Source organism: Lysinibacillus sphaericus (assembly GCF_005217585.1).
In the GTDB taxonomy this organism is placed as follows: domain Bacteria; phylum Bacillota; class Bacilli; order Bacillales_A; family Planococcaceae; genus Lysinibacillus; species Lysinibacillus sphaericus.
This window is the reverse complement of the sequence record NZ_SZPT01000004.1, coordinates 54319-69660: the sequence shown is the minus strand read 5'-3', so window position 1 is coordinate 69660 and position 15342 is coordinate 54319. Positions and strand designations below refer to the sequence as shown.

Here is a 15342-nt window from a genome sequence, read left to right as displayed (position 1 = left end):
ATGTTTGTTCAAATTAAGCGTATGGTCGTTACAGAAGGCAATGCCAATAAGGTTGTAGAGCGTTTTGGAGCTAAAAAGGATGGTCCATCACTACTTGAACAGCAACCAGGTTTTATCGATAAGCAAGTCCTTGTAAAAAAAGTACGTCGTGGCGATGAAGAAGTGCTTATTATGGTTCGTTGGGAATCAGAAGAAGCATGGAAAAATTGGGAGAAGAGCCCTGAGCATATTGCTGGTCATAAAGCAAATGCAGGTAAGCCTAAACCTGACTTTATCATTGAAAGCGGACAAGATGTTTACTATGTAAAAGGTTAATAAGAATGGGAGGTGTCACAAGTAATTTGTGGCACCTCTTTTTGCTTTTTAAGATATAGCAATATGTGTGAAGAAGTAGGGAAGAAAAGGATGGTAGGCAAGAGGGTGACTCTGTTTGTGTCACACCTCACCTCGCCATGAATGAAGGTTGTACTTTAATGTTTAATAGAAGTTTTATTCCAGCTATTGAAGGCTGAAGTAATATTAAAAGAAATACCGCTCTCATTAATGCATAATCCAGTAAAATTAGTCGGACAGTAATAATAAGCTTCACTTGCCTTAGTAACAGAATCGAAAGTCTTTGTAGAGGCAATATAATCTGTATTTGTAACATCAGTTGGTAAGTCTGCATTGTTAACGGTATTACTGCCGATGCTATGGTGATTAAGAGATTGTATTTGCTTTCCTCGAGCATACATAATGCTGCAATGAGGAGCTTTATAAATCATCGGGGTATGAAGATTCAAACCAGAAGTTAAAGGACTCACTAAAGACAATAATAATAAATCGTCATCGGACACTTTTACAATCTTATATTGCGCCATATAGGCATCCATTTTTTGCTGAAAAGTATCTTCAAAACCAGATGTATCACAAATGGAGTTAGATAGAGTAGATTTAAGTTTGTATGCTGCTAAAGTTTCTTGATAAGCTCGTTGCTCTGCTTGAATAATTAGTTGTTCAATAGATTGTTGTTCGTGTGAAGGCTTTTTAATAGTGATTTCTTCTGCCGCTACATAAATCGTGCAGGAAAAAGTTTCTGTAAGTATTAGTATAGTGTTATTTACTCCATTAGCCATTTCAATCACTCCTAATTTGGAGAATTTTAAAATTAACATAAGGCAAAAACTCCAGATTGTGTCACATATATTACAGATGAATTTTACCTACCTTAAGCGTAACATCTGTCAGGACGCCATTTCAATGGTCAGTTAACGCCAAAAAATGGCGGTCACTAGTATTATCCCGCCATTTTTTATACTACTTTTTAGCAAAAAACTGGCGTGCTATTTGAAAATACCGCCATTATTTGGCGGTATATATGTTTTTATTATCAGTGATAGGTAGAAAAGGTGAATACTAATTCATTTAACTCGTAAATGATAGAATTAATTACCAAAAATATATATAATATTGAATAATATAATTAAGGAGGAAGAGGGCTATTGAAGGATATAGATGGACGCATTAATGAATCTTTAGACATAATTATTGAAAATGATGCAATGCTTGGTGATGAATTAAAAACAATGCTTAAAAGCTTTAAAGAAGAAAAAGTAGTTACAGGCTATTCGTTTGGCAAACTATGTTTTTGGCATTATGAAGCATTTGTAGATTGTTTGAATGATGATATTTATAAAGTCGCTGCAGCTATTGAACTTCTAATATTGTCCTATGATATTATTGATGATTTACAGGATAAGGATTCTGATTATATTTGGAGCAAAACACCCGAACTTGCATTAAATGTTGCATTAGCCATGCTCGTTATGTCATCTAAGACTATACATAGCACTACTTTTGAACACAAAAATATGGCCCTTCGATTATTACAAGAATATGCTTTGCGAAGTATTAGTGGCCAGCAGTTAGATGTACTCAATGATTGTCGAGATGAGCAATCATATTTACAAATGATTGACCAAAAATCAGGTTCCCTAACAGCGATGAGTTGTGTTATTGGTGAAGTACTTGCCAAAGGAGAAATGACTGCTGAAATAGAAGAATACGGAAAATATATAGGTATTATTCAACAAATAAAAAATGATATTCAAGGTTTAAAAACATGGGGACCTAAGAATGACCTTATAAATAAAAAATATTCGTTACCAATTATTTATCTAATGTCACAAAATAATAGTGTTTCAAAATATGTGATAAACTATTATAATAAAGATATAGTTACATTTTTGGATAAAAATGCTATAGAAAATGAGCTGAAAAATGGTGGCGCAATACGCTATGCCATTACGATGAAGAACCTCTATAAGCTAAAAGCATTGAATAATCTCGAAAATGTTGCTATAAACAAAGTAGGTAAAGAATACCTAATAAAACTAATGAGATGAGGAGAGATTTTTATGATTAATGTAATTCAGTATCTAGAACAAAACCCTGCATTAGTATCACTGTTAAAAGAACAGAAAGTCGCATTAATTGGTTTTTCAGCAACTGAACAACAGGCTATACTTGACTCATTCGAAGAAGAACTATGCCTACAACAAACAATTTGGAACTAAATATAATTATACGAAAATGGTTTATGCTTGCTATAAGTGTTTACATTCTGCTAGGTTTCTACCTACTATATGTTACTTATAGCAAGCCTTATTTGGGTATAGATATAAAAGAAATAAATGGAAACTGGGTAGTGGAAAAATCATATGGACCATTATTGACTGGGCAAAGAATCTCTGCGAACGATATTATTTTAAACATAGATAATGTTCCAATCGACGCTATTCCTTATGTCAAAGATGATTTTGTTATTAGGGCGGCAAATATGTTAACTATTTTGAAGCCTGATGGTCAAATTATCGATGTTGAGGTAAGTAGTTTAGATTTTACTGACCACTTTTATTTTGTGTTGGTAATCCCAGCGTGTTATTATTTTTTAACATTTTTTATTGTCCTTTATTTGTATTGTAAACAAAAAAACACCTCGCTATTAAGATTGCTTATTTTATTTATGCTATCGGTCTCTATAGCCTATCTAAGTAGCGGTGCATCTGGCAGTCTAAACAGTATAGGTATTATCGTCAATCGAGGGAGTATGCTATTATGTTTAGTATTGTTTTTACATTTTTTGAGAAATTATTTTATTTTTTTAAAGGCAAATTGGATACTTTCTAACAATATTAAATTATTTTATCTACTACCGATTATAGCCATGCTATTTGGCTACATTGGTATTATTTATTATGACTTGCATGATTTCCTTTCAAATATTGTTTTAACTGTTTTCTTAATTTTCCTTATTACTATACTTGGCATTTTATTGCTAAGCTATTTTAAATATAAATCACCTCAGTTGAAAATTTTGTTAAATGGCGTAATGATTCCTTTTCTTCCATTCTTGTTTCTTTATGCAATTCCACTTATATTATTTAATCGATATATTCTTTCCGCTGAAATCAGTGCTTTATTTTTATTGTTGATTCCATTTAGCTTTATTTTTACTCAACTAGCGGAACGATTATTTGATATTGAATATCACATTACAAGACTTCGGTACTATGTAATATTCTCTTTAATATTTACTTTGTGGTTTGCTTTTGGTTTGTATTGGATCGCTGGGAAATTTTTAACGATGACTGTGATATCAGGTATTTCATTGTTTACTTTTTTATCGTTGGTTGTTCTTTTCTACATAAAAGAGAAGGTCGATTATCGCAAGCGTAAAATATTGTTTTCTACTAAAGGTGATTATATACATCAGTTATATATTGCTGTAGATAGAATCGGCAAAACGATTAAATTAGATGAGCTTCTAGAAAGGTTTGCACAAGAGGTTTCACTGCACCTTGAGCTTGAGCATGTATTTGTATTAACCTATGACTATGACACAAATCAATTTACTTCAATGGTTGAGGGAAAGATTCCTATAAATCCTATGTTAATGGAAGATTTAAGATTAGGAGAAATACGGAAACTTGACAAAGTCTATCTAGCTTTCCTCCATCAAGATGCTCATTACAAAAGAGCCTTAGTATTGGGGCATAATAATTCAATTCATTTAAAAGAAGAAGAGCTACTATGGCTCGAGTTGCTCCTGTTATATGTAAATAATTTTATAGAAAATACAAAAATGGTGGAAGAACTGTTAGAGGAACTAAAGCATATGAAGCAAGCAGATGATGGTCAATTACCTTGGCTAAACAAACTACTGTGGTTAAGGTTTGAAGAGGAAAAATATCAATTAGCTCAAGAATTGCATGATACGAACTTACAAGAGCAACTCCATATTGCTCGAGAAATAGATGTCTTAATAAATGCAAAAGATACAGTAGAAATCCAACAAAAACTTGTAAAGATTCATCAACAAATGGTTACATCTTTACACGATTTAAGAGCTTATTGTGAAAATTTGAAACCCCCGCTATTAGACACACTAGGGCTAAATGCAGCCTTAGAAAAACTCATTCGAAAAGTAACAGAAAGAGCTAGTTTTTTGTTAATCTATACAATCGATCGCCTCTATCTAGAGGATGAGCGAATGAACTTAATGATTTACCGTCTATTTCAAGAATTACTCAACAATGCTATGAAACATTCCTATGCGACAACAGTTGAAATTCATCTTAAGGAAATGGACAATGGATTTGAAATCATTTATCAGGATGATGGGGTAGGCTGTAATGTAAATGATATTATAGTGGCAGAATCGATGGGGATTCGTGGTATGCAAGAGCGTGTAAAAGCCTTTAATGGACACTTTTACATGGATACCCATATTAATAAAGGGATGTCTATTAGAATTACAGTAAAAGAAGGAAGTGACACACTTGATAACGATGCTCATAGTGGATGATCACCCAATTGTGTTAGAGGGAACAAAAAATCTATTTAAAGAAAATGAAGATATTTTAGTGGATACAGAAAGTGATGCAACTTCTGTCATTCCAAAAATTAAAAACAAGCCATATGATATTTATCTTATTGATATCAATATGCCTTTAGAAAATGGCATCCATTTAGCTCGAAATATTAAAGCTCTTCAGGTGGATGCGTCGATTATCCTTTATACAGGGGATGATATTACGGATTATTATCCACTCATTTTGGAAAGAAAGATCGAGGGGATTTTAGCGAAGACAGCATCTAAAGAGCAAATATTACGGACGGTTCGAGCCATTGCCAATGGTGAAATTGTGTTACCAAAAAATTTCTTAGATTTTCTTGATAATCGCTTTAAACTGCAGGATGCAAAGCTCGATATACATTTAAATGAAAAAGAAAAGAAAATTTTAAGATTGATTGCTAAAGGGCATACAAATAAAGCAATAGCAATCGAGTTAAATATTCCTCAGCGAACAACTGAAAGATATTTAACACAGTTATTTTCCCTACTCAATGTAGATTCACGTACAGAAGCAGTAAACCTTGCAGAACGAATGAATTTACTCTAGTTTTAGAATGTGGTACAATATATAAAATTATTGTTATATTTTACTATAAAAGGGTATTTTAGGTGAATATCAAGAGGCATTGCCTATAATTAGAATAATTTTCTGTATTTATAATTCTAAATACCTATTATGTGTATTAAACACCGCCATTTTTTGGCGGTGTTTTTGTATTACCGCCAAATCACGCCAAAAAATCTAGCGAAGTCCGCCAAAAAAGTGGCGTAAACACAACATTGAAATGGTGGTATAAGTACTGGTACGCTTAACTTAATCGTGGTTAAGTTTATTTGCCATAGTGCGTAATAGTGTAAGTGTATGGTTCATTAATTAATAAATTACTAATTTGTTTATATAGTAGAAAGTGGATTTTTTTGTAATGTTACTAGCTAGACAGCATATTCAAGATAAAACTTTAATAAAGGTAGGCGTATAATTTGAAAGTAGAACTTGAAAATTTAATCTCTATAGATGAATCTAATAAAGATCAAGTCATTAAAGTTTATAATCGCTATGGTATTTTGGTAGGTGCGCCTGAAATCAGAAAAAGAAATTTGAAGGCATCTTTTAATCCTATTTTTACTTTAAATGAAGATGTGACGTATGAGCAGGTGGCAGCATTATATAAATCATTGGAACATGAATTAGGGATTGTCTCTATTGGAGAACGTTTTTACTTTGATTTTTCGGTGAGCGAATATGAACAAGCGCCATTATTTACTTTAAATTCTACGGGGAATTCCCCAGAGATGTTTGTAGATGATAAAGGGACTTTATTTTCTATCAGTACGTATTGTAAGCAGTGTGGTCTAATGGAAAAAGAGCAACTCTCACCATTAGTCATTGATATTTCGCAAATGAAAGATCGTCATTTAGTCCATGTAAGTGGGTACTGGGTAGCTTCCGAAGAATTAGTGGCACTAATGAAGCAAGCTAAAATTGAGGGCTATGAACTATTGGAAGTAATGCATAGCGGATCAGAAGTTGGAAAACAGCCTGCATATCAAATAATCCCAACACAGATAATGCCTGGATGTAGCGCTGAAAGAATTAAACTGTATTTTGCTACTGAACAACCACCTTGCAAATGTGGGTTAAGCGGTGTCATTAATGGTCCTGATATTTATGATCGTAACGATATAATAACTTTAAGTGGTGATGTATTTTATTCTTCTGAATGGAGTCATGATGGCAGATATCTGTACAGAAAAACACTATTTAGTAGAAAGTTCAGGGAGTTAATTATTAATAATCGTATTTCTAGAGAAGTTAGAGGAGAAAAAGATCAAAACTTTGGACCGAAAGATTGGTTATTTGACCCAGTATTATTAAAATAGTCTGAAGAATGAAATATCAGAGGTTTGGAGAGTGCTGATGTTGTTTAGAAAAATACTACCTATAATAGCTATTTTATTTATTGTTGCATTAGCACTTTCAAATTACTTCAATAAATCGGATGAAGCATCTATTCGACTAGCTCGTGATATTAAGTGTTTACTGATGCTATAAATGCCGAAATATATGAATATACTCCTCTATTTCACGTAATTATGGTATGATGTGAAAAAACAATTCGTGAATGTATTTTGAGGTGAAATTTTGATAAAAAAATGGGCATTTCCATTAGCAATAGTAACGCTAATCGCTTTTTTTATGTTGCGGTTAACATATCAGGGTGAGACAATTTTTAATTTTGATACAAAAGTGGCAGACATATTATTTGGTAATCCGTTTATCGAAGCTTTTCATTATATCGGTGAGCCGAGTTTTGTCATTACCGTTGCGCTTATATTAATGGTGTATTTAGCATGGAGGGTAAAAAATTACCGAGGCATGCTATTTGTTTTGTTAACATTTGCAGGAGGTAATGTACTGAATCAATTGCTAAAAAAATGGATTCAACGACCTCGACCAGAAATAGAAGATCAATTAACATCGTTTAGTTTTCCATCAGGACATGCTATGTCAGGCATTTTGTATTTGTTTACCGTTGCTTATTTGTTATCTGAAAATAACAGCAAAGCACGTCAAATACAGCTTTGGGTAGGGGCAATTGCACTGACAATACTTATTGGTCTATCACGTATAGCAGGTGCGCGCCATTTTGCTTCTGATGTACTAGCTGGCTGGTGCGTCGGTTACACATGGTTTATCATTTGTGTACTTTGGTATGAGCGACGTAAACGATTATATAAAAAGAATACTATAAAACAATAGTACTAATGTGAGCAGTACCCTTCAAAGGGTGCTGCTCTTTTTAGTAGTGCTAGTCGAATGACGTGCCTATGAGAAGTGAAGTGGATTTTTACGTAATAGAATAGCGTAATATGGCGTGTGCTTTTGCGGACAGTCCTTTATTGGGACTACTTCCTTTATATGAGAAAATTATTAAGTTTTTGTATAGAATATTTACCTAGTAAAAAAGAATTGCTTCTAGGAAACTTTTAAGCTAAGATGAGTACAATAAGAAAAAGAGAAAAGGAAGAAGGACTTGGAAGGATCAATATTATTCGCCTTAGGGTTAACCCTTTTTGCTGGACTTGCAACAGGAGTAGGGAGCTTAATAGCATTTTTTACATCACGCACAAATACAAAATTTTTATCGATAGCCCTTGGATTTTCCGCTGGTGTTATGATCTATGTATCACTTGTGGAAATATTCGTAAAAGCAAAAGATGCTTTAACGAATGCTTTAGGTACAACTAACGGTTATTGGTTGACGATAGCAGGTTTCTTTGGCGGAATGTTATTTATAGCATTGATTGATAAATTTATTCCAAAATCGACTAATCCCCATGAGGTTAAGCTTGTTGAAGATGTTAATGCCGTAAAACCACAGGTAGATGAAAACCATCTGATGAAGATGGGGGTTTTCACTGCTCTTGCCATTGGGATTCATAATTTCCCTGAAGGTATTGCGACGTTTATGTCCGCAATAAACGATCCGAATGTTGGTATTGCTATTGCAATTGCTGTAGCCATTCATAATATACCAGAGGGAATTGCTGTATCAGTACCTATTTTTTTTGCTACAGGCAATCGTAGAAAAGCGTTTAAACTATCTTTTTTATCAGGGTTAGCAGAGCCTGTTGGTGCGCTAGTAGCATATTTGCTATTAATGCCTTTTTTAACAGACGTCATGTTTGGGATTGTATTTGCCGGTGTTGCCGGAATTATGGTCTTTATATCATTAGATGAGCTACTCCCCGCTGCACAGCGCTACGATGAAACACATTTATCGATGTATGGATTAGTTGCAGGAATGGCTGTAATGGCTATTAGTCTAGTATTATTAGCATAATTAAATGAAAAAGGAATCTAGTCAATGGATATCGGCTAGATTCCTTTTTTTATACTTCTATTAATTTTTTAACTGTTTCCAAGCAATCATAAAAAGTGTTAAATGGCTCATAAGGAACTTGTAAATCTTTACAGTGGTCAAGTAACTGTTCTCTAGCTAATACTAAATCCGCTTGTTTAGCAGCTTCAAAATCAGAAATAGAGTCACCAATAACAATTTTGAAATGATCGGGCTGTGTCACTTTACGCATGACAGTTGGTTTACAGCAACCGCAACTTTGAGTTGTAAACTTTGCACATTGTGCATCGCAGCTATTTGGATAAACAATAGTAATCTGCTCTCCAGAAAAGTCAGCACTATTGCAATAAACCCCTGAAAATGGACCAAACTTTTCAAGCATTGGTTGTATGAAAAAATCGACCCCTCCGCTGACAATATAAAATGGAATATTGTGTTCCTGTGCATAATGAACGAATTCTCTAAAGCCTTCACGAATAACAGCGGTCTCCAGTAAATATTGAATGATGTCATCTTTTTGGTTAGTCGATAATAGTTCAAACATAGCTGTAATGCCGTCTTTAAAGCTTATTGTTTGGGCCATCATCGCCTTCGCAATTTTTTCAGATTGTTCAGGGACAAAATGCGTCATAAGTGAGACGATATTATCTGTTTCGGTTATAGTACCGTCAAAGTCGCAAAATATAATTGGTTTCAAGTTACAGCCTCCTTCAAGAAAAAACGCCTACTTTGAAGTAGACGTTGTAAATTTATATTACTTGTACACCATGCTCATCGGCCTTCGTTAGAATGATATGATGTTCTGGGAATTTTGCTTGCATTGTTGCAACAAAGCCTTCGGCAATAGCAGTAGGGATGATGGAAATTAGTGTTGGACCAGCTCCACTTAATGCTGTACCATAAGCACCATTTGCTTTTGCAGCTTCTTTAATCTCCGCATATTGTGGTATTAATGTTGAACGGAAAGGCTCATGGAACAAATCAGCTTCCATATAGTGACCAGCACGTTCAAAATCTCGAACCATTAACGATGCAGCTAGCATATTTGCATTTGCAGAAGCACGTACTGCATAAGCCCGATCAAATTGTTTTGGTAAGACCGAGCGTGACTCACTCGTTTTCAACTCCACATCAGGGACATAAACAACAAATGAAGCATTGATATCATTGACATGGAAAGTATCTACAATACCGTTTTCATCCATTGAAGATATAGTCAAGCCTCCAAGTACTGAGGCAGTAGCATTATCAGGATGCCCTTCAATCTGAGAAGATAGATTTAACTTGTCTTGCACAGTTAACTTCAAATCGCATAATTGGTTGGCTAGTTCAATACCTGCAACAATAACGGCTGCACTACTGCCCAAACCACGAGCTAAAGGAAGTTCGCTTGCCATTTCAACACGGCAAGTAGGTAAATTCTTCTTATACTGATCAGCGATTTTTTTGGCAATAATGTATAGTAAATGTTGCTCAAGCTCAAATTCACTAGGACCGTTGTCATCGAGATGTATAATCTCCCAACTATCCTGTAGGGAAACATCTAATTTCAAGTAAAGAGACAAGCCGAGTCCAATAGAATCAAAGCCAGGGCCTAAATTGGCTGTGCTCCCAGGAACGGTGATTTGCCACTTTTTACTCATAGTACGCCCTCGATATATTTGCGGATTTCTTCTTCATCATTTTTTAGAGCAACAACGTCTACTGTTGAAACGTTCATTGCCGTGTCAGGATCTTTTAAGCCGTTACCAGTAAAGACTGTCACGACTTTTGAGCCTTTGACAATTTTACCGTTTTCAACAGATTTAATAACACCTGCTAATGATGCAGCTGAACCAGGCTCAACAAAAATGCCTTCCGTTCCTGCAATCAGCTTATAAGCTGCTAAAATTTCTTCGTCTGTTACAGAGTCAATAATGCCGCCAGACTCATCTCGTGCTGCTTCAGCATACTGCCAGCTAGCAGGGTTACCGATACGGATAGCTGTTGCAACTGTTTCTGGGTTAGCGATTGGTTCACCTTTTACAATTGCTGCGGCACCTTCTGCTTCAAAGCCGTACATTTTTGGTAAACCTGAAGCTTTGACATCATTATATTCTTTAAAGCCTTTCCAGTAAGCAGTAATATTTCCTGCGTTACCTACTGGAATGCATAAATAGTCTGGAGCAGATCCTAAAGCATCTACAATTTCAAAAGAAGCTGTTTTTTGCCCTTCAATGCGATATGGGTTAACTGAGTTAACAAGTGCTACAGGTGTTGTTTCACTCACTTGACGCACGATGTTTAATGCATCATCGAAATTACCATCAATTTCAATAATTTTTGCACCATACATTGTCGCTTGTGCTAATTTACCAAGGGCTACTTTCCCTTTAGGAATCACAACAATAGATTGGATACCTGCACGTGTTGCATAAGCTGCAGCAGCCGCTGAAGTATTGCCTGTTGAGGCACAAATAACACATTTACTACCATCTTCAATAGCCTTGGCTACGGCAAATACCATACCGCGATCTTTGAAAGAACCAGTTGGATTTGCACCTTCTATTTTACCATACAGCTCAATACCAAGCTGTTTAGAAAGATTAACTAAATGTATAAGAGGCGTATTGCCTTCGTTTAATGTTAGAGCAGGTGTATTTTCTGTTACGGGTAAAAATTGTTTATATTCTTCAATAAGGCCTTTCCACATAACGTAACGATCTCCTTTTGTTCTTATAGAAAGAACAGTTGTTTTTGTATAAGAGACATTTTAACGCAAATGACCATCTATTTTCAATAGCAATTAATAAATTGTCTAAACAATTCGGTCATTTGAATTTTACTTGTCACTTTCTTGAAACAACTGTATAGTAAACTCGTAATGTAAAGTCAAGTGTAAAGACAGGTGGTTAAGATGACAACAATTAAGCAAGAACAATCTATATCACGTAACAAGCTTTTGGGTGTAGCAGGTGTTGGCTGGCTCTTTGATGCAATGGACGTCGGTATTTTATCTTTCGTTATTACAGCGCTCGCGGTAGATTGGGATTTAACTAAAAGTCAGATGGGTTGGATTGGCAGTGTTAATTCTATAGGAATGGCAGTTGGCGCACTCATCTTTGGTATTTTTGCAGATAAAGTCGGTCGTAAGCAAGTGTTCATGTGGACGCTTATATTATTTTCTGTGGCAAGTGGTATTTCGGCATTTACAACAACTTTAATCGCATTTATGGCATTACGCTTTTTAGTAGGGATGGGGCTCGGTGGAGAGCTACCGGTAGCATCTACTCTTGTTTCTGAAAGTGTGGAGGCAAAGGAACGTGGAAGAGTAGTGGTATTACTAGAGAGCTTTTGGGCAGCAGGCTGGCTTATTGCCGCACTGATTTCTTATTTTGTTATCCCGACATGGGGCTGGCGTGTCGCTTTGTTGTTAACAGCAATTCCAGCAGTGTACGCTATATACCTGCGTTGGCATTTACCCGATTCACCACAGTTTACTGCGAAGGCTGAATCTAAAAAACGTAGCATTTTTCTCAACATACGTGATGTATGGTCGAAAAAATATGCCCGTTCGACACTTATGCTATGGGTGCTATGGTTTACAGTAGTATTCTCGTATTACGGTATGTTTTTATGGTTACCGAGTGTAATGGTCGGAAAAGGTTTTGATATGATTACTAGCTTTAAGTATGTGTTGATTATGACTTTAGCTCAGCTTCCGGGTTACTTTACAGCGGCATGGTTTATTGAAAAATTTGGACGCAAATTTGTACTTGTTTCCTATTTAATTGGAACCGCTGTAAGTGCTTTCATTTTTGGTAATGCAGAAACAATGGCGGTGCTATTAACATCTGGGATGCTATTATCATTCTTTAATTTAGGCGCGTGGGGTGCACTCTATGCTTATACACCAGAACAGTACCCAGCCGTTATTCGTGGTACAGGTGCAGGAATGGCTGCCGCAGTTGGACGAATTGGCGGTATTTTTGGTCCATTATTGGTAGGATCATTACTAACAGCAGGCTATGATATCGGTTTTATTTTTGCAATTTTTTGTGGTGCTATCATTATAGGGGTTATTGGTGTCATATTTTTAGGCACAGAAACGAAACAAATGGAACTGGAATAGTAAACATAAGGAAAGTCTTGGGTTCAATTTGAATCCAAGACTTTTTTGAAATCTGCTTTATTAAATACATAAAAATTATGTTTTATTTATTTTTATGCACTTGTTTCTAAAATATGTTAAAATTTCAATTCGTAGATTACTTGTTATCCAACTACTAAGTTGATAAAGATACTTTGGATATGATAAATATAGAGATTTTATGTCATTTTATTATGAACTAGTGCGTTAGTGTGTTAATACATTAAAGATTTTTCTGAAAAGTCATTGTATTCAAATTGCAATCATGATACTGTATTTTTAATCGAATTTAGAGTCAGTAGGGAATAATCTCCATTCGTGATAATTTCTTTGAAAGAAAGGTTGTTAGGAATGAGTATAAATGAAAATATAAAGAAAAGATTTGTAAGACTGTCAAAAGGACAACGTAAAGTTGCGCAATTTGTTATGAGTAATCCAACGGTTGTTATTGCTAATGGGGCAGCTGAAGTAGGTAGACAGGCAAATGTTAGTGAATCAACCGTTATTCGTTTTTGTTATGCGATGGATTTGTCAGGTTATGTGGAGCTACAAGAAGAGATTAGAAGTTATTTAAACTCACAACATGAAAGTGTTCCTCTTCAACCAGCACATACGGCGAGCAAGCAAAGAACTTCAAGCTTTGCTAAAATCATGCAACGTGATATGCAAAACATACAAGATACAATACATCTTGTGAACGATAAGGTGCTTCAAAAAAGCTCTAAATGGATGCATGAAGCAGATACAGTTTATATTTTAGGTACAAGACAAGCAGCCTCTATTGCTAATTGGTTATCGTATACGTTGAAAACTTTACGACCAAATGTAAAGCAACTACGTACAGATTCAGATGATCTCGTTCAACAAATCAACAGCATGAGCGAACGTACTACGTTAATTGTTTTTTCATGTGATAAACATTCCAATGATGTGAAAACGATTGTTGAAATAGCGAAAATGAAAAAAGTGAAAATTATTGCTATTACCGGATCGGCGTTGTCACCAATAAGAGACTATGCAAGTGCCCTATTTGCATTAGGTTTAAAAAATCAATCCTCTTTAGATATGGTACCTGTTCTATTTTCATTTATGCATGCTCTTATTGAGGAAATGGTTAGTCATGATAAAGAGCGATACACTCAATATCAACAATCATATGAACAAGTAGAAAATAACTTATTATTTTTAGATGTAGCAAGAGAAAAGCAAGTATTTTAATCAAGTATAGCGTATAGATGGAGTAATAGGCTCATCTATACGTTTTTGGTTCTAAGGTCTAGAAAAGTAAAAAGATGTCCAACTAAAATATTAGACATCCTTAAAAAACAATTTATAAAATTTTACTTAAACTATATTCAGCCTTGAATGTATCATTCAGTTTAATAGCATTAACGCGAGTTCCTTCGTGTTCAAAGCCTAGTTTTTTAAATAGCTGTAATGCGGCATCATTATGCTCCATAACGGATAATTCGAGGCGAGAGATATTTCTTTGGTTAGCCCAGTCTTCCACTGCCTTCATAAGTGCTGAACCAATCCCTTTTCGTTGGTGTTCTTCTTTCACGGCCAAGTGGACTGAGGCAACATGTTTGGCTTTAGAGTGCTTATAACCATGAATTACTGCATAACCTGCAAACGTGCCATTTAAAATACAAAGCAAAATTGTGCGGTTTTTTAATTGCTTCCAATAAGCTAGGTTTTTTCTAAGTTGTTGTACAGTTAGCTCTAACTCATTTTCAACATTATACAAAAATTCAGTTTGTTGAAGAATTTCTTCTTGTAAAAGAATAAATGCTCTAGCATCTGATGCTTCAATCGCTCGGATTATGTACGCAGAAGTATTTTCGTTATTTTCAGAAATATGATCCGTCGATATTTTCTCCTGTGTGCGAGAAAATGTGACACTTGTGCCTAATTTGACATCTATGACATAATAACCTGCATTTGTCCAAGATAAAAAATGCGTAAGAGGAGGCTTTGTTTTTTTCCACCAGCTCTTATTTAAATAAGCAGCATTGGGTAAGGCTTGTCCCATAATGTTTTCTAATGCGCTAAAGGATAAAGTAATTTCACTTTGCGAAGCCACGTCAAAATAGCTTGCCAAAGGAATATACTTTTTTTCCATCTTCTTTGTCATCACAATCCCCATTCCTGTAATTCCTAAAAATTTTGACTACATGATAATAGCATAAAATTATCGTTTCTTGTATAAAAATCACAACTATCTATCTATCTAAAATAAGGAAATTTATGTTTAACAAAGGAAATCAAAAAAATCCATGGTAAAAAATAGATAAACTATTAAATGGAGTGAAATACTTTTATTATAGTATAGTGTAGCGTTAATGAACAACAACATAGTTTTCAAAAAGAGCGTATGATGAAAGTTATACTTTATATCATGTTCTTTCATAAATTATGTTAAAATAAATGAAAATGTAGAAGTCATTTAGGAG

At 34.8% G+C, this 15342-nt stretch carries 15 protein-coding genes; 10 read left to right on the top strand and 5 right to left on the bottom strand.

The annotated features are described in order from the left end of the window. The gene (locus FC748_RS16530; protein ID WP_024361366.1) at window positions 1-315 is read left to right on the top strand and encodes an antibiotic biosynthesis monooxygenase family protein; all 315 of its coding nucleotides are present in this window, start codon (window positions 1-3) and stop codon (window positions 313-315) included. Between the two features lie 155 nt (window positions 316-470). Here the strand turns inward: FC748_RS16530 and FC748_RS16525 are convergent, their stop codons facing one another. After that, window positions 471-1115, bottom strand: a complete 645-nt coding sequence (locus FC748_RS16525) for a hypothetical protein (RefSeq protein ID WP_029747106.1) — start codon at window positions 1113-1115, stop codon at window positions 471-473. 366 nt (window positions 1116-1481) lie between these two features. On the opposite strand from FC748_RS16525, the gene FC748_RS16520 reads away from it, so the two are divergent. The 7 genes from FC748_RS16520 (at window position 1482) to zupT (ending at window position 8742) form a co-directional block, all read left to right on the top strand. Then, entirely contained in the window at window positions 1482-2384 is a 903-nt protein-coding gene (locus FC748_RS16520; RefSeq protein WP_024361364.1) for a polyprenyl synthetase family protein, read from the top strand. A gap of 12 nt (window positions 2385-2396) precedes the next feature. Next, complete coding sequence (gene comX / locus FC748_RS16515; protein WP_024361363.1) at window positions 2397-2555, top strand: competence pheromone ComX; 159 nt, start codon at window positions 2397-2399, stop codon at window positions 2553-2555. Between the two features lie 23 nt (window positions 2556-2578). After that, a complete protein-coding gene (locus FC748_RS16510) occupies window positions 2579-4846 on the top strand; it encodes a sensor histidine kinase (protein WP_029747105.1) in 2268 nt (755 codons plus the stop codon). Next, window positions 4830-5444, top strand: coding sequence for a response regulator (locus tag FC748_RS16505; RefSeq protein ID WP_229389892.1), 615 nt, complete (start codon window positions 4830-4832; stop codon window positions 5442-5444). The genes FC748_RS16510 and FC748_RS16505 overlap by 17 nt, the downstream gene beginning before the upstream one ends. 434 nt (window positions 5445-5878) lie before the next feature. Continuing rightward, window positions 5879-6778 (top strand): hypothetical protein, encoded by a 900-nt coding sequence (locus tag FC748_RS16500; protein WP_108030821.1) that lies wholly within the window; start codon window positions 5879-5881, stop codon window positions 6776-6778. A gap of 265 nt (window positions 6779-7043) precedes the next feature. Next, window positions 7044-7658, top strand: coding sequence for a phosphatase PAP2 family protein (locus FC748_RS16495; RefSeq protein WP_024361359.1), 615 nt, complete (start codon window positions 7044-7046; stop codon window positions 7656-7658). Window positions 7659-7932: 274 nt separating this feature from the next. Then, the gene (zupT, locus tag FC748_RS16490; RefSeq protein ID WP_024361358.1) at window positions 7933-8742 is read left to right on the top strand and encodes a zinc transporter ZupT; all 810 of its coding nucleotides are present in this window, start codon (window positions 7933-7935) and stop codon (window positions 8740-8742) included. A gap of 49 nt (window positions 8743-8791) precedes the next feature. Here zupT and FC748_RS16485 read toward each other — a convergent pair whose 3' ends face one another. Genes FC748_RS16485 through thrC form a run of 3 tightly spaced genes read right to left on the bottom strand, consistent with a single transcriptional unit; the run spans window position 8792 to window position 11452 of the window. Then, window positions 8792-9457 (bottom strand): 2-hydroxy-3-keto-5-methylthiopentenyl-1-phosphate phosphatase, encoded by a 666-nt coding sequence (locus FC748_RS16485; protein ID WP_108030822.1) that lies wholly within the window; start codon window positions 9455-9457, stop codon window positions 8792-8794. Window positions 9458-9509: 52 nt separating this feature from the next. Then, complete coding sequence (gene thrB, locus FC748_RS16480) at window positions 9510-10403, bottom strand: homoserine kinase (RefSeq protein WP_024361356.1); 894 nt, start codon at window positions 10401-10403, stop codon at window positions 9510-9512. Next, on the bottom strand, window positions 10400-11452 hold the full coding sequence (gene thrC / locus FC748_RS16475) for a threonine synthase (protein WP_024361355.1): 1053 nt from the start codon (window positions 11450-11452) through the stop codon (window positions 10400-10402). Before thrC ends, thrB begins: the two co-directional genes overlap by 4 nt. A 204-nt stretch (window positions 11453-11656) precedes the next feature. On the opposite strand from thrC, the gene FC748_RS16470 reads away from it, so the two are divergent. Continuing rightward, window positions 11657-12871 (top strand): niacin permease NiaP, encoded by a 1215-nt coding sequence (locus tag FC748_RS16470; RefSeq protein WP_024361354.1) that lies wholly within the window; start codon window positions 11657-11659, stop codon window positions 12869-12871. Between the two features lie 369 nt (window positions 12872-13240). After that, on the top strand, window positions 13241-14107 hold the full coding sequence (locus FC748_RS16465; protein WP_024361353.1) for a MurR/RpiR family transcriptional regulator: 867 nt from the start codon (window positions 13241-13243) through the stop codon (window positions 14105-14107). 112 nt (window positions 14108-14219) lie between these two features. On the opposite strand, the gene FC748_RS16460 is transcribed toward FC748_RS16465, so the two are convergent. After that, entirely contained in the window at window positions 14220-15023 is an 804-nt protein-coding gene (locus tag FC748_RS16460) for a GNAT family N-acetyltransferase (RefSeq protein ID WP_024361352.1), read from the bottom strand. Window positions 15024-15342: the final 319 nt, after the last annotated feature.